Annotated in this window: 17 protein-coding genes; 2 read left to right on the plus strand and 15 right to left on the minus strand. The window is 63.5% G+C overall.

Annotated features, from left to right (window positions below; genetic code table 11):
• The first annotated feature begins 53 nt into the window (after nucleotides 1–53).
• A complete protein-coding gene (ppk1, locus tag ACIGJC_RS09625; protein ID WP_483708557.1) occupies nucleotides 54–2138 on the plus strand; it encodes a polyphosphate kinase 1 in 2085 nt (694 codons plus the stop codon).
• Nucleotides 2139–2228: 90 nt separating this feature from the next.
• Here ppk1 and phoR read toward each other — a convergent pair whose 3' ends face one another.
• The 11 genes from phoR to ACIGJC_RS09680 form a co-directional block, all read right to left on the minus strand.
• Nucleotides 2229–3557 (minus strand): phosphate regulon sensor histidine kinase PhoR, encoded by a 1329-nt coding sequence (phoR, locus tag ACIGJC_RS09630; RefSeq protein WP_483708558.1) that lies wholly within the window; start codon nucleotides 3555–3557, stop codon nucleotides 2229–2231.
• Between the two features lie 120 nt (nucleotides 3558–3677).
• Nucleotides 3678–4385: a phosphate regulon transcriptional regulator PhoB gene (phoB, locus tag ACIGJC_RS09635; RefSeq protein ID WP_483708559.1), complete on the minus strand. Its 708-nt coding sequence runs from the start codon at nucleotides 4383–4385 to the stop codon at nucleotides 3678–3680.
• Nucleotides 4386–4410: 25 nt separating this feature from the next.
• Nucleotides 4411–5115, minus strand: coding sequence for a phosphate signaling complex protein PhoU (gene phoU, locus ACIGJC_RS09640; protein WP_483708560.1), 705 nt, complete (start codon nucleotides 5113–5115; stop codon nucleotides 4411–4413).
• 57 nt (nucleotides 5116–5172) lie between these two features.
• Entirely contained in the window at nucleotides 5173–5961 is a 789-nt protein-coding gene (gene pstB / locus ACIGJC_RS09645; protein WP_483708561.1) for a phosphate ABC transporter ATP-binding protein PstB, read from the minus strand.
• A gap of 62 nt (nucleotides 5962–6023) precedes the next feature.
• Nucleotides 6024–6926, minus strand: coding sequence for a phosphate ABC transporter permease PstA (pstA, locus tag ACIGJC_RS09650; protein WP_483708562.1), 903 nt, complete (start codon nucleotides 6924–6926; stop codon nucleotides 6024–6026).
• Nucleotides 6923–7888, minus strand: a complete 966-nt coding sequence (gene pstC, locus ACIGJC_RS09655; protein ID WP_483708563.1) for a phosphate ABC transporter permease PstC — start codon at nucleotides 7886–7888, stop codon at nucleotides 6923–6925. Before pstC ends, pstA begins: the two co-directional genes overlap by 4 nt.
• A 110-nt stretch (nucleotides 7889–7998) precedes the next feature.
• Nucleotides 7999–9030, minus strand: a complete 1032-nt coding sequence (gene pstS, locus ACIGJC_RS09660) for a phosphate ABC transporter substrate-binding protein PstS (protein ID WP_483708564.1) — start codon at nucleotides 9028–9030, stop codon at nucleotides 7999–8001.
• Between the two features lie 242 nt (nucleotides 9031–9272).
• The gene (gene glmM, locus ACIGJC_RS09665; protein WP_483708565.1) at nucleotides 9273–10616 is read right to left on the minus strand and encodes a phosphoglucosamine mutase; all 1344 of its coding nucleotides are present in this window, start codon (nucleotides 10614–10616) and stop codon (nucleotides 9273–9275) included.
• Between the two features lie 35 nt (nucleotides 10617–10651).
• Complete coding sequence (gene folP, locus ACIGJC_RS09670; protein WP_483708566.1) at nucleotides 10652–11470, minus strand: dihydropteroate synthase; 819 nt, start codon at nucleotides 11468–11470, stop codon at nucleotides 10652–10654.
• Nucleotides 11471–11675: 205 nt separating this feature from the next.
• A complete protein-coding gene (ftsH, locus tag ACIGJC_RS09675) occupies nucleotides 11676–13559 on the minus strand; it encodes an ATP-dependent zinc metalloprotease FtsH (RefSeq protein ID WP_483708567.1) in 1884 nt (627 codons plus the stop codon).
• A 135-nt stretch (nucleotides 13560–13694) separates the two neighbouring features.
• Nucleotides 13695–14372: an RlmE family RNA methyltransferase gene (locus ACIGJC_RS09680; protein ID WP_483708568.1), complete on the minus strand. Its 678-nt coding sequence runs from the start codon at nucleotides 14370–14372 to the stop codon at nucleotides 13695–13697.
• 207 nt (nucleotides 14373–14579) lie between these two features.
• Here ACIGJC_RS09680 and ACIGJC_RS09685 point away from each other — a divergent pair, with 207 nt between their 5' ends.
• Nucleotides 14580–15083: a YhbY family RNA-binding protein gene (locus ACIGJC_RS09685; protein ID WP_483708569.1), complete on the plus strand. Its 504-nt coding sequence runs from the start codon at nucleotides 14580–14582 to the stop codon at nucleotides 15081–15083.
• 45 nt (nucleotides 15084–15128) lie between these two features.
• Here the strand turns inward: ACIGJC_RS09685 and ACIGJC_RS09690 are convergent, their stop codons facing one another.
• The 4 genes from ACIGJC_RS09690 to leuE all read right to left on the minus strand — a co-directional run bounded on the left by ACIGJC_RS09690 (nucleotide 15129) and on the right by leuE (nucleotide 20375).
• Entirely contained in the window at nucleotides 15129–15632 is a 504-nt protein-coding gene (locus tag ACIGJC_RS09690; RefSeq protein ID WP_483708570.1) for a DUF4149 domain-containing protein, read from the minus strand.
• Nucleotides 15633–15665: 33 nt separating this feature from the next.
• The gene (gene greA, locus ACIGJC_RS09695; RefSeq protein WP_483708571.1) at nucleotides 15666–16142 is read right to left on the minus strand and encodes a transcription elongation factor GreA; all 477 of its coding nucleotides are present in this window, start codon (nucleotides 16140–16142) and stop codon (nucleotides 15666–15668) included.
• A gap of 224 nt (nucleotides 16143–16366) precedes the next feature.
• The gene (gene carB, locus ACIGJC_RS09700) at nucleotides 16367–19615 is read right to left on the minus strand and encodes a carbamoyl-phosphate synthase large subunit (protein ID WP_483708572.1); all 3249 of its coding nucleotides are present in this window, start codon (nucleotides 19613–19615) and stop codon (nucleotides 16367–16369) included.
• A 79-nt stretch (nucleotides 19616–19694) separates the two neighbouring features.
• Nucleotides 19695–20375: a leucine efflux protein LeuE gene (gene leuE / locus ACIGJC_RS09705; RefSeq protein WP_483708573.1), complete on the minus strand. Its 681-nt coding sequence runs from the start codon at nucleotides 20373–20375 to the stop codon at nucleotides 19695–19697.
• Nucleotides 20376–20379: the final 4 nt, after the last annotated feature.

Raw genomic sequence — 20379 nt, forward strand, 5'->3', positions numbered from 1 at the left:
AGTGACATGAATTTATGGAAAAGTCGCCACATTACCAAAAGAAGGTCATGCCCATGTCGACGACACCGTCCAGCACGCTGCTCAACCGCGAGCTAGGCATTCTGGAATTCAACGCGCGCGTCCTGGCACAGGCTGCCGACCCCAAGGTTCCGCTGCTGGAACGGCTGAAATTCATCTGCATCGTGTCCAGCAATCTGGACGAGTTCTTTGAAATCCGCATGGCAGGGTTGAAAGAACAGATGCGCGACAACGCTTCCGGCCTCACGCCCGACGGCCTCTCCTTCCAGCAGACCTATCAGCTTGTCACGGCGCGCACCCAGCAGTTGGTGGCTTCGCAGTATGACATGCTGCAGAACGTCATTTTTCCCCTTCTTGAGAAGGAAGGCATCTTTTTTCACCTGACGACGACCTGGACCGATACGCAGCGCGAGTGGGCCAGGGATTTCTTTGTGCGCGAACTCGGCCCGGTCCTTACGCCAATCGCCCTGGACCCGGCACACCCGTTCCCCCGTGTCCTGAACAAGAGCCTGAACTTCGTGGTCGAGCTGTCAGGCAAGGACGCCTTCGGCCGCGATGCGGACCTGGCCATCGTGCAGGCGCCCCGCGCGCTGCCACGCGTGGTGAAGATGCCTGAAAAGCTGTCCGGCTACCCGTTCGGCTTCGTGATGCTGTCCTCGTTCATGCAGGCATTCGTGCATGAACTGTTTCCGTCGATCGACGTCCTGGGCTGCTACCAGTTCCGCGTGACGCGCAATTCCGACCTCTTTGTTTCCGAAGACGAGATCACCGACCTGCGCGAAGCGCTGCAGGGCGAACTGCCGGCGCGCCACTTCGGCGACACCGTGCGGCTGGAAGTGTCGTCGGACACCCCGCCGGCGCTTTCGCGTCGGCTGTTGCTGGAATCGGGCCTCGGCCAGCAGGACCTGTATCGCGTCTCGGGGCCCGTGAACCTGGTGCGGTTGATGCAGATTCCGGACATGGTGGATCGTCCGGCGCTGAAGTTTCCGCCACACGTGCCGGCACCGGTCAAGCCATTCACGACCGGCGCACCGATTTTCGATGTCATCCGCCAGCAGGATGTGCTGCTGCACCATCCGTTCGAGAGCTTCAACTCCGTGCTCGACCTGCTGCAGCAGGCCGCGACCGACCCGCACGTGGTGGCGATCAAGCAAACGGTCTACCGCACCGGCAATGAATCGCTGGTCATGGAAGCGCTGATGACCGCCGCGCGCAACGGCAAGGAAGTCACCGTCGTCGTGGAACTCCTGGCGCGCTTCGACGAGGAAACCAACATCAACTGGGCCGAGCGCCTGGAATCGGCCGGCGCCCATGTCATCTACGGCGTGGTCGGACACAAGTGCCATGCCAAGATGCTGCTGATCGTGCGGCGCGAAGCCGCCGGCGCCAAGGCCAAGCAGGTCAAGCTGCGCCGCTACGCCCACCTCGGCACGGGCAACTACCATCCGCGCACTGCACGCCTGTACACGGATTTCGGCCTGCTGACCGCCAACGAGGCCATCTGCGAGGACGTTCACCACGTCTTCCAGCTGCTGACGGGGACCGCCGGCACGATCCGGCTGAACCATCTGTGGCAGTCGCCCTTCAGCATGCATAGCAACCTGGTCGAGCATATCCGCGCCGAGGCCCGCAATGCGCGTGCCGGCAAGCCGGCCCGCATCATCGCGAAGATGAACGCGCTGCTGGAGCCGTCCATCATCGACGAGCTGTACAAGGCGTCGCGCGCGGGCGTGAAGATCGACCTGATCGTACGCGGCGTCTGCGCGCTGATGCCGGGCGTGCCGGGCATGTCCGAGAACATCTCGGTGCGCTCGATCGTCGGGCGTTTCCTGGAGCACCACCGCGTCTATTACTTCCTGGCGGGCGGCGAAGACGTACTCTACCTTTCGAGCGCCGACTGGATGGACCGCAACTTGTTCCGCCGTGTCGAGGTAGCGTTCCCCGTGCTGGACAAGGCGCTGAAAGCACGCGTCATCAAGGAAAGCCTGCAGGTGCACCTTCGCGACAATGCCTCGGCGTGGATCATGCAGCCGGATGGCAACTACGTGCGCAAGCAGACGCGCTCCAAGCACCCGCACGTGAGCCAGAACGATCTGCTGGCCATGTTCGGCAGCGCCTGAGCGCTTGCACAGGCACAACGAAGAAGGGCCCGCTTCAGAGCGGGCCCTTCTTCTTACATCAGATTCCTCCAGCGATATGCCGGTGTGACTTCAGGCGGCGCGACGCGAAGGATCGGCTGCTTCCAGGCGCACGCTGCGCTCCAGCGGGAAGATGACGCGGAACACACTGCCCCGTCCCACTTCGCTGCTCACGCGCAGTTCGGCATGGTGGCGCGAGACCACATGCTTGACGATGGCCAGGCCAAGGCCGGTGCCGCCGGTATCGCGCGAACGGCTGCGATCGACACGATAGAAGCGCTCGGTCAGGCGGGGAATATGCTCGGGTGCGATGCCGAGACCGGTATCGGCCACCGAGAACACGGCATGTCCGTCATCCCAGCCGAGCCGGATCGTGATGCGCCCGCCGGCCGGCGTGTAGCGCACGGCATTCGAAACCAGGTTGCCCAGCGCCGACATCAGTTCCATCTCGGTGCCGCGCAGCCCGACCGTAGGGTCGATCTCGGAAACGATCTCGTGGCGCTCCTGCGACAACGCTTCCGCGTCGTGCACCAGATGGCTCGCCAGTTCCCGGACCGGCACCAGATCCTGCCCGGGCGCATTCCCGTCGCTTTCAAGCTTGGCCAGGGCCAGCAGGTCCTCCACGATGCTTTGCATGCGCATGGACTGCACCAGCATCATGTCGACATAGCGCCGCCGGTCCTCCTCGGACACCGGCAAGTCCCGCACGGTCTCGAGAAAGCCGGTCAACACGGTCAGCGGCGTCTTCAGCTCGTGCGATACGTTGGCCACGAAGTCGCGCCGCATGGCCTCGGTGTTCTCCAGCTTGGTGATGTCCTGCGTGATGACCAGCTTGCGGTTGTCGCCATAGGGCAGCACCTGCACCGAGATCACGCCCTGCTTGTGCTCGCCCATGTCGCGCATCGACAGCGGCTCGTCGAAGCGCTGGCGCGTCAGGTAGTGGACGAACTCGGGACGGCGGATCAGGTGCGTGATGCGCTGGCGCACATCGCGCCGCGCGTTCAGGCCGAAATGTTGTTCGGCCACGTCATTGCACCACTCGATCTGGTCGGCATCATCGAGCATCAGCACGCCGTTTGGCGAGGCCTGGATGGCCTGGATGAAGCGCGTGTGCTGCTGCTCGACCTGCAGGACCTGCAGGCGCCAGCGCTTGACCAGCCTGTGCAGGCGATAGTAGACCTCGCCCCAGAGACCGGGCGCGCTGGGAATCTCGCCATACGCCGGCGCGTCCAGGACCTTCCACAGCCGGTTGATCTGGTAGAGATGGAATGCCACCAGGCATACCAGTGAAGCACTCATCACGGCCAGCGCAGGTACCGCGCCCGCCACGAAATAGGTTCCGACGGCAACCACCACAAGGCTGATCAGGATGGCCGCGGAGCGGGCCCAGATGACATTCATGCGCGCAAAGGAAACTCAGAGGCCCGGAGTCCGGGCAGATGGCAGCAGAGCCGCCGTTTTGCGGCAGAGTTTGCCACGAATTCGTGACGACGGGCCATGCAGCCCTGGCCATGCCCGCATTCAGTTGCCTGGCGTACGGGCCAGCCGATAGCCGCTTCCCCGCACCGTTTCGATCATATTGCTATAGCCACCGGGCGTCAGCGCCGCGCGCAGGCGCTTGATATGCACGTCGACGGTACGCTCTTCGACGAAGACATGGTCGCCCCAGACGTGGTCGAGCAGTTGCGAGCGGCTATGCACGCGTTCCGGATGGGTCATCAGGAAGTGCAGCAGGCGAAACTCGGTAGGACCGAGATCGAGCTTGATCTGGCCAGCGTTGTCTTCTCCGGTCACACGGTGCGTGGCCGGATCCAGCCGCAGGCCGTTGATCGCCACCACATCATCGGTAAGCTGCGGCGCACGACGGCGCAGCACGGCCTTGATGCGCGCAAGGAGTTCCTTGGGCGAGAACGGCTTGGTGACGTAGTCGTCCGCACCGGCCTCAAGGCCCATCACCTTGTCCTGTTCCTCGCTGCGTGCGGTGAGCATGATGATGGGAATCTGCTTGGTGCGTTCATTGGCACGCAGTTCCTTGGCGAAGGTTGCGCCTGACTTGCCCGGCAGCATCCAGTCCAGCAACACCAGGTCGGGCAGCACGTCGCTCATCAGCGACAGCGCCTGCTCGGCGTTATAGGCACGGATCGGATAGTGCCCCGCGTGCTGCAGGTTGACGGCGATCAGCTCGGCGATCGCCGGTTCGTCTTCGACAACGAGAATACTGCTTGGCATGTGTCTGTTTCTCCGGAGGTGCGGCTCAGCTCAGGGCTTCGCGCTCCATGTCCTCACGCGATACGTGGCGGACATCGGTCCCCTTGACGATATAGATGATGAACTCGGCAATGTTCTTGGCGTGGTCGCCGATGCGCTCGACCGCCTTGGCCACGAACAGGAAGTCCAGGGCGACCGAGATCGTTCGCGCGTCTTCCATCATGTAGGTAATCAGCTTGCGCACAAAGCCGCGGAATTCCTCGTCGATGGCCTTGTCGTCCTTGACGATGCTCGCGGCCGCCACGGTGTCCAGGCGAGCAAAGGCGTCCAGGGCCTGGCGCAGCAGCGAGATGGCCATCTCGCCCGACAGCTTCACTTCGGCGTAATTGATATTATGCGCCGCCGCGTCTTCCATGATGTGCTTGGTGCGCTTGGCGATCTTCTCGGCCTCGTCCCCCGCGCGCTCGAGGTTCGTGATGGTCTTGGAAATCGCCATCACCAGGCGCAGGTCGCGCGCGGTCGGCTGGCGACGCGCGATGATGTTGCCGCAGTCGGCGTCGATCTCGACTTCCAGCGCATTGAGCTGCTGCTCGCGCGCGATGACCTGGTCGGCCAGCGAGGCATCGAAGTCGGCCAGCGCGCGCATGGCGAGCTGGATCTGCGACTCGACCAGGCCACCCATCTGCAGCAGCTTGGTGTTGATGGCATTGAGGTCGGCGTCGAACTGCGTTGACAGGTGCTTTTCAGGCATGGGTATCTCCAGACCGCTATGGGTTTCCGGGGAGTTGGCGTGGCACGTCGGCCGGCATCAGCCGAACCGTCCGGTAATGTAGTCTTCCGTTTCCTTGCGGTGCGGCTTGATGAAGATCTTCTCGGTCTCGCCGAATTCGATCAGTTCGCCCAGGTACATGTAGGCGGTGTAGTCCGAGCAACGCGCGGCCTGCTGCATATTGTGGGTCACGATCACCACCGTATATTCGTCTTTCAGCTCGGCGATCAGTTCCTCGATGCGGCCCGTGGAAATCGGGTCCAGCGCCGAGCACGGCTCGTCGAGCAGCAAGACTTCGGGGCGAATGGCAATGCCGCGCGCGATGCACAGGCGCTGTTGCTGGCCGCCCGACAGGCCGTAGCCGGACTGGTGCAGCTTGTCCTTGGCCTCGTTCCACAGCGCGGCCTTGGACAGTGCCCACTCCACGCGGTCATCCATTTCGGAACGCGACAGCTTCTCGAACAGGCGCACGCCAAAGGCGATATTGTCGTAGATCGACATCGGGAACGGCGTCGGCTTCTGGAACACCATGCCGACCTTGGCGCGCAGCAGCGCGATGTCCTGGCGGCTGGTCAGCAGGTTCTCGCCGTCCATGTTGATCTCGCCCTCGGCACGCTGCTCCGGGTAGAGGCCGTACATCTTGTTGAAGGTGCGCAGCAGCGTGGACTTGCCGCAGCCCGACGGGCCGATAAAGGCCGTCACCTTGCGGTCAGGAATCGACATGTTGATGTTCTTCAGGGCATGGAACTGGCCATAGAAGAAGTTCAGGTTGCGCACGTCGATCTTGGAGCGCACGGCGTCGGGAATATCGATGACAGTCGAAGTCATGCTGGTTCTCGCTTGAATTCAGGTTCCGGTCCGATTCCGGCTCTGGAATCGCGCGCCGGTCATTATTTCTTGAACAGGATGCGCGCCAGGATATTGAGCGCGAGCACGCCGACCGTAATCAGGAACACGCCTGCCCAGGCCAGTTGCTGCCACTCCGTGAACGGGCTCATGGCAAAGCGGAAAATGGTGACGGGCAGGTTCGCCATCGGCTTGTTCAGATCGCTGGTCCAGAACTGGTTGGACAGCGCGGTGAACAGCAGCGGCGCGGTTTCACCGGCGATACGCGCCACGGCCAGCAGCACGCCGGTCACGATGCCGGCATACGAGGACTTGACCGTGATCGACAGCACCATCTTCCACTTCGGCGTACCGAGCGCGAAGGCCGCTTCACGCAGTGCATTCGGCACCAGGTTCAGCATGTTCTCGGTCGTGCGCACCACGATCGGAATCTGCAGCAGCGCCAGCGCGCACACGCCTGCCCAGCCCGAGAAATGGCCCATGCGGGTCACCACCAGCGCGTAGACGAACAGGCCGATCACGATCGACGGCGCCGACAGCAGGATGTCGTTGATAAAGCGGATCAGGCTGGCCAGCGGCGACGACTTGCCATACTCGGCCAGGTAGATGCCTGCCAGGATGCCCAGCGGCGTGCCGAGCAGCGTGGCCAGCGCCACCATCACGAAGCTGCCGTAGATCGCGTTCGCCAGGCCGCCACCGGCGGTATTCGGCGCCGGCGTCATCTGCGTGAACAAGTCCAGGGACAGGCCGCCGACGCCCAGCGTGACAGTGGTGAACAGGATCCACGCCAGCCAGAACAGACCGAAGATCATTGCGCCCAGCGAGGCCGTCAATGCGATCAGGTTCATGCGGCGACGGCGCGCTTGCAGGCGCGTGCGCACGGCATCGGCGTCGGGCCGCACGGCCGGGATCGATGCGGAAGACACGGTGTGGCTGGCCTGGTTCATTTTCCACCCTCATTCTTTGCCAGTCGCAGCAGCAGCAGCTTGGACAGCGCCAGCACCACGAACGTGATGAAGAACAGGATCAGCCCCAGTTCCATCAGCGCCGCCGTGTGCAGGCCTGCGCCGGCTTCCGCGAATTCGTTGGCCAGTGCGGACGTGATGCTGTTGCCCGGCGAAAACAGCGATGCGTTGTCGAGCAGGTTGGTATTGCCGATCACGAAGGTGACAGCCATGGTTTCGCCCAGCGCCCGGCCAAGGCCGAGCATGACGCCGCCGATCACGCCGGCGCGGGTATAGGGCAGGACCACGTTCCACATCACTTCCCAGGTGGTGCAGCCCACGCCGTAGGCGGATTCCTTGAGCAGCACCGGGGTGACTTCAAACACGTCGCGCATCACCGAGGCGATGTACGGAATGATCATGATCGCGAGGATGACGCCCGCGCACAGCAGGCCGATGCCCAGCGGGGCGCCCTGGAACAGCTTGCCGATCACCGGAAGCTGGCCGACCGTGGCGGCGAGCGGCTTCTGGAAGTACTCGCCGAAGAGCGGCGCGAACACCAGCAGGCCCCACATGCCGTAGACGATCGACGGCACGGCGGCCAGCAGTTCGATCGCGGTGCCCAGCGGGCGGCGCAGCCAGGCCGGCGAAAGCTCGGTGAGGAACAGCGCGATGCCGAAGCTGACCGGCACGGCAATGATCAGTGCGATCAGCGAAGTGACGAGCGTGCCGTAGATCGGCACGAGCGCGCCATAGACGTCCGCGGGGGGATCCCACTCCGCAGTCCAGAGGAAGCGAGCGCCGAATGTCTGGATCGAAGGCCAGGCGCTGATCGCCAGCGACACGATGATGCCACCCAGCAAGAGCAGCGTCACGATGGCGGCCCCGCGCGTCAGGCCGCCGAACAGGATGTCGCCAATGCGGCTGGGCGGCCGTACGGCTGAGAGATCGGACGAAGTCGCCATGGTGCAGAAAATACTGTCGATGATTTGGCAGGCGCCGGCGGCAAGCCGCCGGGCCACTCAACCGGCCGCGGCACACGCTGCGGCCGGCTGCCATGCAGTCGGACTGCGGCTTAGTACAGTGCCTTGCCCGAAGCGTCCTTGACGCTGGTCTTCCAGGTGGTGCGAATCTGGTTCACGACCGCCTCGGGCAGCGGCACGTAATCCAGGTCGGCAGCCATGTTGCCGCCGCTCTTGTAGGCCCAGTCGAAGAACTTCAGCACTTCAGCACCCTGCGCCGACTTTTCCTGGTTCTTGTGAACCAGGATGAAGGTGGCACCGGCGATCGGCCATGCCGTCTTGCCCGGCTGGTTGGTTAGGATCTGGTAGTAGCTCTTGCTCCAGTCCGCGCCGGCGGCGGCGGCCTTGAAGGCATCGTCACCCGGCTGGACCACGGCACCCGACGCGTTCTTCATGTTCAGGTAGGTCATCTTGTTCTGCTTGGCGTAGGCGTATTCGACATAGCCAATTGCGCCATTCAGACGCTGCACGAACGCGGCCACGCCTTCGTTGCCCTTGCCGCCGGTACCGCCGCCCGGCCAGTTGACCGTGGTGCCCTCGCCCACCGACTTCTGCCAGTCAGGGCTCACCTTCGACAGGTAGTTGGTGAAGATGAAGGTCGTGCCCGAGCCGTCAGCGCGACGCACCGGCAGGATGTCCTGGCTCGGCAGCTTGGCGTGCGGGTTCAGCGCCTTGATGGCCGGATCGTCCCACTTCTTGATCTTGCCCAGGTAGATGTTGGCCAGCACTTCGCCGGTGATGGTGAGTTCGCCCGGCTTCACGCCTTGCAGGTTGATCACCGGCACCACGCCGCCGATCACCGTCGGAAACTGGACCAGGCCCTGCTTGCTCAGGTCCTCGTCCTTCAGCGGCGCGTCGGAGGCGCCGAAATCGACCGTCTTGGCGCCAATCTGCTTGATGCCGCCCGACGAACCGATGGATTGATAGTTGACCTTGTTACCCGTTGCTTTTTGGTATGCATCGGCCCACTTGGAATACACGGGCGCCGGGAAGGAAGCGCCTGCACCGGTAATTTCCGCCGCGAACGCAGTACCCGCTACGACCATCGAAACGATGCCTGCCACGGCAGTCTTGACCAGCTTCATATGTCCTCCAGAGAACATTGGTTGGGAATGACAAATTTTTGACAAGACGAACTCTAAGCCGCGTATATGACAATTCCATGACATCTTCAAATCTTCTTGAAAGCCAATGGTGATGCGGGTCTCTCACAGCCGCCCTGCCCAGGCCATGTCAGGAGATGTCATCTGTTAATTGCGTTATCGGGCAAAAAAAAAAAACGCCGGAACATGTCCGGCGCATCGCTATCGGCGGGGGTTAGCGTGGTTCAGGCACGCAAGGCCTCTGCCAGTGTCTGCGCGGCGCGCTCAGCGGTTTCGGCCTTCTCGGCCTCGACCATCACGCGGACCACGGGTTCGGTGCCCGACGCACGGATCAGCACGCGGCCGCGGCCTGCCAGTTCTGGCTCCACCAACGCTTGCGCCGCCTTCAGGCCGGCATGTGACTGCCAGTCAAACCCCTTCTCGACACGGACGTTGATAAGCTTCTGCGGAAACAGGGTGACACCCTCGAGCAGGCCCGCCAGTGTCTTGCCGCTGCGGCGCAGCGCTGCCAGCACCTGCAGCGCGGAGACGATGCCGTCGCCGGTGCTGTGCCGGTCCAGGCACAGCAAGTGGCCCGACCCCTCGCCGCCAAGGATCCAGTTGCGCTTGTTCAACTCTTCGAGCACATAGCGGTCACCGACCTTCGCCCGCACAAAGTCCACGCCAATACGCTTGAGCGCAAGTTCCACCGCCATATTGGTCATCAGCGTACCGACGGCGCCTTCCACGGCCTGACCTTCCGCCATGCGGTCGCGTACGATCAGGTACAGCAATTCGTCGCCGTTGTAGAGGCGGCCTTCGCTGTCCACAACCTGCAGCCGGTCCGCATCCCCATCGAATGCCAGCCCCAGGTCGGCACCGTGTTCACGCACTGCCTCCACCAGCTTTCCCGGTGCGGTGGCCCCGTATCCGTCATTGATATTGCGGCCGTCAGGCTGGTTGCCGATCGCCACGACATCCGCGCCAAGCTCGTGGAAGACATGCGGAGCGATGTGGTAGGCGGCACCGTGCGCGCAGTCCACGACCAGCTTGAGGCCGTGCAGGTCCTGGCTGTTCGGGAAGGTGCTCTTGCAGAATTCGATGTAGCGTCCCGGGGCATCGTTGATGCGCCGTGCACGCCCGAGGTCGTCGGATGGCGCGCAGACCATCGGATCATCCATGGCGGACTCGATCTGCGCCTCGACCTCGTCGGGAAGCTTGTCTCCGTCGGCCGAGAAGAACTTGATGCCATTGTCGTAATACGGATTGTGGCTTGCCGAAATGACCACGCCCGCCGACAGCCGCAGCGCGCGCGTCAGGTAGGCGATGCCGGGGGTCGGGAGCGGCCCGGTCAGCAACACATGCACGCCGGCCGAGGTAAAGCCGGCCTCCAGCGCTGCCTCCAGCATGTAACCGGAGATCCGCGTGTCCTTGCCGATCAGCACGGTCGGCCGCCCCTGCGCAGTGCGGGCGCCATGGGCGAGCACCTTGCCGGCGGCGTGTCCCAGCCGCATCACGAAATCCGGGGTGATCGGCAGCTCGCCGACCTTGCCCCGTACGCCATCTGTCCCGAAATACTTGCGCGTCATTCGATTCGTCCTTTCTTTCTTGCTCTGTCTGGCAACTATTGCTGCGATACCTGCGATGGCTGGTCGACAGTCGTCACAGCCTCATTCCGTACGGCCCACCAGGTCTGGAGGGCATCCACCGTATCCTGTACATCATGCACGCGCACGATAAAAGCGCCCCGCTCTGCCGCACAGACCGCCGCGGCAATGCTCGCTGCCACACGCTGCGTCGGCGGCCGGCCGCCCAGGATCGCGCCGAGTGTCGACTTGCGCGACAAGCCCACCAGCAGCGGCAGCCCAAACCTTTCCAGTGCGGGCAACTGCCCGAGCAGGCGCAGATTATGATCCGGAGTCTTGCCGAAGCCAAATCCCGGGTCCAGCGTGATGCGCGCGGGGTCGACGCCGGCCTTGCGCAATTCAGCCACGCGTTCTCCGAGGAAGTCACCCACCTCGGCCACCACGTCGGCGTAGTGCGGATCCTCCTGCATGGTCTGCGGATCCCGCTGCATATGCATCACGCACAGGCCGGCCTGCCCTTTGGCAACCGCCTCGATGGCACCGGGCATGCGGAAGCCCCAGATATCGTTGATCAGATCGGCACCGGCCGCCAGCGATGCGCGCATCACCTCCGGCTTGTAAGTGTCGATCGACAGCGGCCTGCCGCAGTCGCGCAATGCCTCGACGATCGGAATCACGCGGGCCAGTTCCTGGTCCAGCGGCAAGGCAGCCGAACCCGGGCGGCTCGACTCGCCCCCGATATCGAGGATGTTCGCGCCTTGCGCAATCAGTTGTTCGGCATGCCGCAGCGCTGCGTCCCGCGTGGCGTGCTTGCCGCCATCCGAGAAGGAATCGGGCGTGACATTGAGAATGCCCATGACGAGCGGGCGACGATCCAGTGCAAAGCAATAACGGCCGCACTGGAAATACGGGGATGGCGAGGTCTGCTGCAAGGTAGGAAGGCGCAATGGGAAAAGGGTGGTTCTACGCGCGTGCCGCGCAGAAACAAGAAAGCCGGTGCAGAGGCACCGGCTTGTCGGAACTACCAGGCGATCAAAGTCCTGTGAACAGCGATCCGAGCCGTCAGGCCGCGGCGGGCGCGTTCGAAGGCGCCACCGGCGAACCACCGGACGGGGCATTGCCGCCGCCGTTCGGACCTGACACACCGCGCGGCGGACGCGGCGGCTTGCCAGCCATGATGTCGTTGACCTGATCGGCGTCGATCGTTTCCCACTCCATCAGCGCGGCAGTCATGGCCTCGACCTTGTCGCGGTTCTCTTCGAGCAGGCGCTTGGCCAGCGCGTACTGATCGTCGATGATGCGGCGGATCTCGTAGTCAACCTTCTGCTGCGTGGCTTCCGACACGGTCTTCGACGACAGCTTGCCGAACATGCCATCCTGCTCGGTATCGACGTAGACCATGGCACCGAGTTCGTCGCTCATGCCGAAGCGGGTCACCATGTCGCGCGCGATCTTGGTCGCGCGCTCGAAGTCGTTGGACGCGCCAGTGCTCATGGCATTGAGGAAGACCTCTTCCGCCGCACGGCCACCGAAGAGAATCGCAATCTCTTCGAGCATGTTGTCCTTGTACTTCGAGTACTTGTCATGCTCCGGCAGCTGCCAGGTCACGCCCAGCGCCCAGCCACGCGGCATGATCGTGACCTTGTGGACCGGATCGGCCTTCGGCAGCAGCTTTGCCACCACCGCATGGCCGGACTCGTGGTAAGCCGTGGCCTTGCGCTCTTCTTCGCGCATGACCGTCGACTTGCGCTCCGGACCCATGTAGATCTTGTCCTTGGCGTCCTCGAAGTCCTGCATGTCTACCACGCGCTTGCTGCGGCGGGCGGCGAACAGCGCGGCCTCGTTGACCAGGTTGGCCAGGTCTGCGCCCGAGAAGCCCGGCGTACCGCGCGCGATGATCGAAGCATCCACATCGTTGCCGATGGGTACCTTGCGCATATGGACCTTCAGGATCTGCTCGCGGCCGCGGATGTCCGGCAGCCCCACATAGACCTGGCGGTCGAAGCGGCCCGGACGCAGCAGCGCCTTGTCGAGCACGTCGGAGCGGTTGGTCGCGGCAATCACGATCACACCCGAATTGGCCTCGAAGCCGTCCATCTCGACCAGCATCTGGTTGAGGGTCTGTTCGCGCTCGTCGTTACCGCCGCCCATGCCGGCGCCACGATGGCGGCCGACCGCGTCGATTTCATCGATGAACACGATGCACGGCGCCTGCTTCTTGGCGTTCTCGAACATGTCGCGCACGCGGGCAGCGCCCACGCCAACGAACATTTCAACGAAGTCGGAACCCGAAATGCTGAAGAACGGCACCTTGGCTTCGCCGGCGATGGCGCGCGCCAGCAGCGTCTTGCCGGTACCCGGAGGGCCGACCAGCAGCACGCCGCGCGGAATGCGGCCGCCCAGCTTCTGGAACTTTTGCGGGTCCTTCAGGAAGTCGACCAGTTCGACGACTTCTTCCTTGGACTCGTCGCAGCCGGCGACGTCCTGGAACGTGACGGCATTCTGGTTTTCATCAATCAGGCGTGCGCGCGACTTGCCAAACGAGAAGGCTCCGCCTTTCCCGCCGCCCTGCATCTGCCGCATCATGTAGAACCAGAACACGATGATCAGCAGGGTCGGTCCGAGGTAGTACAGCGCCTGGACCAGCACATTGGGTTCATCGTCCGCCTTGCCGGTCACCTGAACGCCGTACTTCATCAGGTCGCCGACCATCCAGATGTCGCCCGGCGAGATGATGGTGTACTTGGCGCCCTCTTTCGGCGACACCACGAGGTTGCGGCCCTGCACGTCGACACGCGACACCTTGCCGTTCTTGGCGTCATCCATGAACTGCGAATAGGTGACGCCGTCCTGTGCACGGGGCTTGTCGAACTGCTTGAAGACGGTAAACAACACCAGCGCGATCACGAGCCAGATTGCCGCCTTTTGAAACAGGTTGTTATTCAAGGCCGAACTCCTTTGCAATTGCCTTGCCAACGGATAGCTGCATTGTAATGCAGCACCCGCCCCGAAGGGGTAACACCGAAAACTATGGAGCCGATAGCCCCCCGGGACCAGACAGCCCGGCTTCCGCCGGATCCGTCAATTCATGACTTTGAGGTAACGCCCAAGGATAAATGTTTCAGAGGATTTGTCACGCGACGCCTTGGGCTTGCGTGCCGCGACCACCTTGAACTGCCGTTTGAACTTCTCGACGATCTGGCTGTAACCACTACCGTGGAAGCACTTTACCAGTAATGCCCCGTCCGCCTTGAGATGGGCCTGGGCAAAATCCAATGCCAGCTCGCACAGATACTCGATGCGGGCGGCGTCAGCAAAGGCCACACCGGACAAGTTGGGGGCCATGTCAGACAATACAAGGTCGATCTTTGCACCGCCGGAAGCTGCCAGGACCACTTCCTCAAGCTGGCGGAACACTTCTTCCTCGCGAAAATCACCCTGGATAAACGTGACGTCCGCGACCGCCTCCATGGGCAGGATATCGATGGCCACTACCGCGCCATCCGGCTTGCCATCGACCGCCCGCGCAGAGGCCGCCAGCTTGTTGCGCGCATACTGGCTCCAACTGCCGGGCGCGGCGCCCAGGTCGACAATGACCTGGCCTGGACGGATCAGGTTGTCCTGCTCGTCGATTTCCTTGAGCTTGTAGGCCGCGCGCGCGCGATACCCCTCGCGCTGGGCCATCTTCACATACGGGTCGTTGATATGGTCGTGGAGCCACGACTGATTGAACTTGTTCTTCGACTTGCCTTTGGCCATTCTGATTACGCCTGTTTCCTGTTTGCCGGCTCCCCCGCGAAGCGAGCGCGCCGCAATTTCTTGCCTGTTTTGCCGTTTCTTGCCGCCAACCTGCGTTGATTTGGCGGATAATACGCGCCAATCGCATGCCAGCGGTGGCCAATTCGGGCCGCCATTGCCCGTTCGGGCCGTTGGCAGCACTTATTCCTGCGCCGTCAGCGCCTATTTATGTCCGCACTTCAACTTATTCCAGCCCAGCGCTCCGAACTCCGCTCCCGTGCCCACGGCCTCAATCCGGTCGTGATGATCGGCGCGGAAGGCCTCACGCGCGCGGTGCTGGCCGAAATCGACCGCAGCCTGGCGTCGCACGACCTGATCAAGATTCGCGTGTTCGGCGACGACCGCGAAGCGCGTATCGCCATCTACGAATCCATTTGCGATGAACTGAGCGCCGCACCGATCCAGCATATCGGCAAACTGCTGGTTATCTGGCGGCCGGGCGACGCCCGCCTCAAGGAAAACCAGCCTCAGGATCTCGGTCGCCACACGCCGGTCCGCCGTGGTGGCGCCGCGCCCCGTACCGTGACGGTGAAGAAGCCCAGCGGCGCACCCAACCGCCGTCCGACCCGCAAGGACGTCACGGTGCTGGGCAATGAACGCGTCACCGCCGGCGGCAACGTCAAGCGCTCGCGTGCCCGGCCCGCCAGCCCGAAGAAAAAGGCGCTGGCCTGAACGAAGGCGGCCCGAGCGGGCCGCCTTTTTTCATACATTCGCCGGCTATTCGCCGGCGGAACGCGGCGCCGAAGCGCGCCACACCAGCGCCAGCGCCAGAAGGCTCTGCACCAGGTAGAAGGCGCTGGAAACGCCGTGCAGCATGCCGAACTGCGCGCGGAACGGCGACTCCGACACGCCGACACCGAGCGCCGTCGCCTTCTCCTTGAGGCTGCCCATGAACGGCTGGGTGCCGAAATAGCCCACCAGCACGCAACACAGCATGGCCAGTACCAGCCAGCGCAGAGCCCGATATCGGTTGGCACCGCGCCGGATCAGCACGTTGCATAGCACAAGCTGCAAGACGCCGATGGTCACGCCAAGGATAGCCTCGGTCTGGAACAGATGGCCGGCGATCATGCCCGCCATTTCGCGGCTCGGCAGGACCGAGAACAACGTCGGCGCCACCATGTAACCCACCGTCCACAGGCTGCCGGCCCAGACAACCGTCAGGAGCAGGAAGATGCGGTGGGGCAGCGGCGGCAGGCTTGAGTAGGAAGTAGAGAACACGATCCGCTTGGTCCAGTCGGTCGGGTACCGACTTCAGATGTAGCGGACGGTGATGACTTCGTACTCGCGGTCACCGCTGGGCGCCAGGACGGTCGCAACGTCGCCCTCGAACTTGCCGATCAGCGCACGCGCGATTGGCGAGCTGACGGAAATCTTGCCGCTCTCCAGGTCAGCCTCGTCATCGCCGACAATCTGGTAGCTCACCGGGCTGCCGGATTCGAGGTCTTCCAGGTCTACCGTGGCACCGAACACGATGCGGCCATCCGTATCCAGTTGGGTCGGGTCAATGACCTGCGCTGTGGACAGCTTGGATTCGACTTCCAGAATGCGGCCTTCGATGAATGCCTGCTTTTCCTTGGCAGCATCGTACTCGGCATTTTCGGACAGGTCGCCCTGCGCACGGGCTTCGGAGATGGCATTGATCACTGCCGGACGCTCGACAGCCTTCAGGCGTTGCAGTTCTTCCTTCAGCAGTTCGGCGCCACGCTTGGTAATCGGAATGGTGCTCATGTCTTCGATCAACAAAAAAATGAGCCGCAGCGGAGCTGGAACCATGCCCGGCACATAATCCAGGGCACTTCCGCTCAACCGCGGCTTCGGATGGGGAAGGCGCCCGGGGATACCGGGCGCCGATCGATGAATTCGACGTAGTTTAGGACAAGATGCCCGCAGGCAGCAACACCGGCGGGCCGCCAGCCCTTGACGGAGCGCAATCGCCCCGCCAGGTCATATTGTTACCCCAGCGTCGCATGCAGGCCCTGCAGGTCATAGACCTCCAGGCTCTGCATGTGCTTGAGGCCCTCCACCGCAGCGCTCGCGCCGGCGATGGTGGTGTAGTAAGGCACGCGGTTAGCCAGCGCCGAGATACGGATGGAACGCGAATCGGCAATCGCACCGCGGGTCTCGTCCACCGTGGTGAACACCAGCGCCAGTTCGCCGTTCTTGATCATGTCCACGATATGCGGACGGCCATCCTTGACCTTGTTGACCACCCGGACCGGGATGCCGGCGGCTTCGATGGCCGAGGCCGTGCCGCGCGTGGCGACGATCGGGTAGCCCATGTCGTGCAGCATGCGGGCCACGGCAACGGCGCGTACCTTGTCGCTGTCCTTCACGGTGATCAGCACGGTGCCCTTTTCCGGCAGACGCGACCCCGCGGCCAGCTGGCTCTTGAAGAGCGCCTCGCCGAACGACTTGCCCACGCCCATCACTTCACCGGTGGAACGCATTTCAGGTCCGAGGACCGGATCGACGCCCGGGAACTTGTTGAACGGGAACACCGCTTCCTTGACGCTGTAGTACGGCGGCACCACCTCGTCGATAACGCCCTGCGAGTCCAGCGACTGGCCGGCCATGCAGCGCGCGGCGATCTTGGCGAGCTGCATGCCGGTCGCCTTCGACACGTACGGCACGGTACGCGAGGCACGCGGGTTCACTTCCAGCACGTAGACGGTGTCGACACCGTTGCTCTGCTGGATCGCGAACTGCACGTTCATCAGGCCGACCACGTTCAGGGCCTTGGCCATGGCAGCGGTCTGGCGCTTCAGTTCGGCCACGGTTTCCGCCGACAGCGAGTACGGCGGCAGCGAGCAAGCCGAGTCGCCCGAGTGCACGCCAGCCTGCTCGATGTGCTCCATCACGCCGCCGATGAACACGCGCTTGCCATCCGACAGCGCGTCGACGTCGCATTCGATCGCATCGTTCAGGAAGCGGTCCAGCAGCACCGGGGAATCGTTCGACACCTTGACGGCCTCGCGCATGTAGCGCTCGAGGTCGCGCGGCTCGTGCACGATTTCCATCGCGCGGCCACCCAGCACGTACGACGGACGCACCACCAGCGGGTAGCCGATTTCCTCGGCCAGGCGCAGCGCTTCGTCCTCGGCACGTGCGGTGCGGTTGGGCGGCTGGCGCAGGCCAAGCTCCTGCAGCAGCTTCTGGAAGCGCTCGCGGTCTTCCGCGGCGTCGATCATGTCCGGCGTCGTGCCGATGATAGGCACGCCGTTGCGCTCCAGGTCGAGCGCGAGCTTCAGCGGCGTCTGGCCGCCGTACTGCACGATCACGCCGACCGGCTTCTCGATCGCGACGATCTCGAGCACGTCTTCCAGCGTCACCGGCTCGAAGTACAGGCGGTCCGAGGTGTCATAGTCGGTCGACACGGTTTCCGGGTTGCAGTTGACCATGATGGTCTCGTACCCGTCTTCGCGCAGCGCCAGCGCGGCGTGCACGCAGCAATAGTCGAACTCGATGCCCTGGCCGATCCGGTTCGGGCCGCCGCCCAGCACCATGATCTTCTTCTTGTCGGTCGGGCTGGCCTCGCACTCGCCATGCTCGGCCTCGTAGGTCGAGTACATGTAGGCGGTGTTGGTGCCGAACTCGGCCGCGCAGGTGTCGACGCGCTTGTACACCGGACGCACGTTCTGGGCGATGCGCGCCTCGCGCACAGCCTTGGCGTCGGTTTTCAGCAGCTTGGCGAGGCGGCGGTCGGAGAAGCCCTTCTGCTTCACGTAGCGCAGCTCGGCCGTCGACAGGCTTGCCAGCGTGCGCGCCTTGATCTGCCCTTCGGTCTTGACGATGTCCTCGATCTGGGCCAGGAACCACGGGTCGATCGCGGTCTCGGCATATACCTCTTCGAGAGACATGCCCAGGCGGAATGCATCTCCCACGTACCAGATGCGGTCCGGACCGGCCTCGCCGATTTCCTCGACGATCTCGTCGCGGTCGGTGGACTTCTCGTCCAGGCCGTCCACGCCGACTTCGAGGCCGCGCAGGGCCTTCTGGAACGATTCCTGGAAGGTGCGGCCCATGGCCATCACCTCGCCCACCGACTTCATCTGGGTGGTCAGGTGGCTGTCGGCCTGCGGGAATTTCTCGAAGGCGAAACGCGGCACCTTGGTGACCACGTAGTCGATCGACGGCTCGAACGAAGCCGGGGTCGCGCCGCCGGTGATCTCGTTCTTCAGCTCGTCCAGCGTGTAGCCGACGGCCAGCTTGGCCGCGACCTTGGCGATCGGGAAGCCGGTGGCCTTCGAGGCCAGCGCCGACGAACGCGACACGCGCGGGTTCATCTCGATCACGATCATCCGGCCATCCTTCGGATTGATCGAGAACTGCACGTTCGAGCCGCCGGTATCGACGCCGATCTCGCGCAGCACGGCCAGCGAGGCATTGCGCAGGATCTGGTATTCCTTGTCGGTCAGCGTCTGGGCCGGGGCCACGGTGATCGAGTCACCGGTGTGGATGCCCATCGGGTCGAGGTTCTCGATCGAGCAGATGATGATGCAGTTGTCCGCCTTGTCGCGGACCACTTCCATCTCGTATTCCTTCCAGCCCAGCAGCGATTCTTCGATCAGCAGTTCGCGCGTCGGCGACAGGTCCAGGCCGCGCTTGCAGATCTCTTCGAATTCTTCGCGGTTGTAGGCAATGCCGCCGCCGGTGCCGCCCAGCGTGAACGAGGGACGGATGACGATCGGGTAGCCGCTGGTGCCGGTTTCCGTGGCGATTTGCGACTGCACGCCCATGGCTTCGTCCATGGAATGCGCGATGCCGGACTTGGCCGAGCCCAGTCCGATCTTGGTCATCGCATTCTTGAACTTCTGGCGGTCTTCGGCCTTGTCGATGGCTTCCGGCGACGCGCCGATCAGTTCGACCTTGTACTTGTCCAGCACGCCGTGGCGATGCAGGTCCAGCGCGCAGTTCAGCGCGGTCTGGCCGCCCATGGTCGGCAGGATCGCGTCCGGACGCTCTTTCTCGATGATGCGCTCGACCACTTCCCACGTGATCGGCTCGATATAGGTCACGTCGGCCGTGGCCGGGTCGGTCATGATGGTCGCCGGGTTCGAATTGACCAGGATGACCTTGAAGCCTTCCTCGCGCAGCGCCTTGCAGGCCTGCGCGCCGGAATAGTCGAACTCGCACGCCTGGCCGATGATGATGGGGCCGGCGCCGATAATCAGGATGCTCTTGATGTCTGTGCGTTTTGGCATTGCACTATCTCTTTTTTGGCCGGCCGCCCGTTCGGGACGGCCGCGCCGGAATATCAGGAATCCCGCGGGATTCGGAAAATCAGCTCAGGGTGGCCGTGGCCAGCTTCGCGCCGAAGCCGATGAACATGGCGCCCACGCCGCTCGACACGCCCGCCGACAAGCGGCGGCGGCGGCGAAAGGCGGCGGCCAGTTTCACGCCAACGAAGATCAGCGTCGTCAGGTACAGAAAGCTGAAGATCTGCACGACCACGCCCAGTGCGAGGAACGCCAGCGCCGGATAGCCGAAGCCCGGGTCGACGAACTGGATGAAGAACGAGATAAAGAACAGGATGGCCTTGGGGTTCATCAGGCTGATGATGAGCGCCTTGCGGAACGGGTTCGACTGGTCGACGGGCATGGCCGCGGCGGCATTGATTGCCTGCCCCGCCTGACCTGCCTTGGACCCGTTGCGTACCGCCCCGCGCAGCATGTTGAACCCGATCCAGCCCAGGTACGCCGCGCCGATGTACTTCACGACGTAGAACAGCGCCGGGCTGGCCTGGAGCAGCGAGGCGACGCCTGCCGCCGACAGCACCATCAGCACCGCATCGCCAAGGAACACGCCGCAGGCACCCTTGTAGCCCGTGCGCACGCCGCGCTGCGCCGCCACGGACAGCACGTACATCGAATTCGGCCCCGGCAGCAGCACGATAAAGATCGTGCCCAGCACATAAGTCCAGAAATCGGTGATGCCGAAAGCGGTATGCATGAAGGCGTTCATGGCG

The organism is Cupriavidus sp. C3SS-1 (genome assembly GCF_057073755.1).

Coding starts and splice junctions, on each gene's coding strand:
- ppk1 (WP_483708557.1), top strand. CDS start 54: ATGTCGACGACACCGTCCAGCACGCTGCTCAACCGCGAGCTAGGCATT.
- phoR (WP_483708558.1), bottom strand. CDS start 3,557: ATGAATGTCATCTGGGCCCGCTCCGCGGCCATCCTGATCAGCCTTGTG.
- phoB (WP_483708559.1), bottom strand. CDS start 4,385: ATGCCAAGCAGTATTCTCGTTGTCGAAGACGAACCGGCGATCGCCGAG.
- phoU (WP_483708560.1), bottom strand. CDS start 5,115: ATGCCTGAAAAGCACCTGTCAACGCAGTTCGACGCCGACCTCAATGCC.
- pstB (WP_483708561.1), bottom strand. CDS start 5,961: ATGACTTCGACTGTCATCGATATTCCCGACGCCGTGCGCTCCAAGATC.
- pstA (WP_483708562.1), bottom strand. CDS start 6,926: ATGAACCAGGCCAGCCACACCGTGTCTTCCGCATCGATCCCGGCCGTG.
- pstC (WP_483708563.1), bottom strand. CDS start 7,888: ATGGCGACTTCGTCCGATCTCTCAGCCGTACGGCCGCCCAGCCGCATT.
- pstS (WP_483708564.1), bottom strand. CDS start 9,030: ATGAAGCTGGTCAAGACTGCCGTGGCAGGCATCGTTTCGATGGTCGTA.
- glmM (WP_483708565.1), bottom strand. CDS start 10,616: ATGACGCGCAAGTATTTCGGGACAGATGGCGTACGGGGCAAGGTCGGC.
- folP (WP_483708566.1), bottom strand. CDS start 11,470: ATGGGCATTCTCAATGTCACGCCCGATTCCTTCTCGGATGGCGGCAAG.
- ACIGJC_RS09680 (WP_483708568.1), bottom strand. CDS start 14,372: ATGGCCAAAGGCAAGTCGAAGAACAAGTTCAATCAGTCGTGGCTCCAC.
- ACIGJC_RS09685 (WP_483708569.1), top strand. CDS start 14,580: ATGTCCGCACTTCAACTTATTCCAGCCCAGCGCTCCGAACTCCGCTCC.
- greA (WP_483708571.1), bottom strand. CDS start 16,142: ATGAGCACCATTCCGATTACCAAGCGTGGCGCCGAACTGCTGAAGGAA.
- carB (WP_483708572.1), bottom strand. CDS start 19,615: ATGCCAAAACGCACAGACATCAAGAGCATCCTGATTATCGGCGCCGGC.
- leuE (WP_483708573.1), bottom strand. CDS start 20,375: ATGAACGCCTTCATGCATACCGCTTTCGGCATCACCGATTTCTGGACT.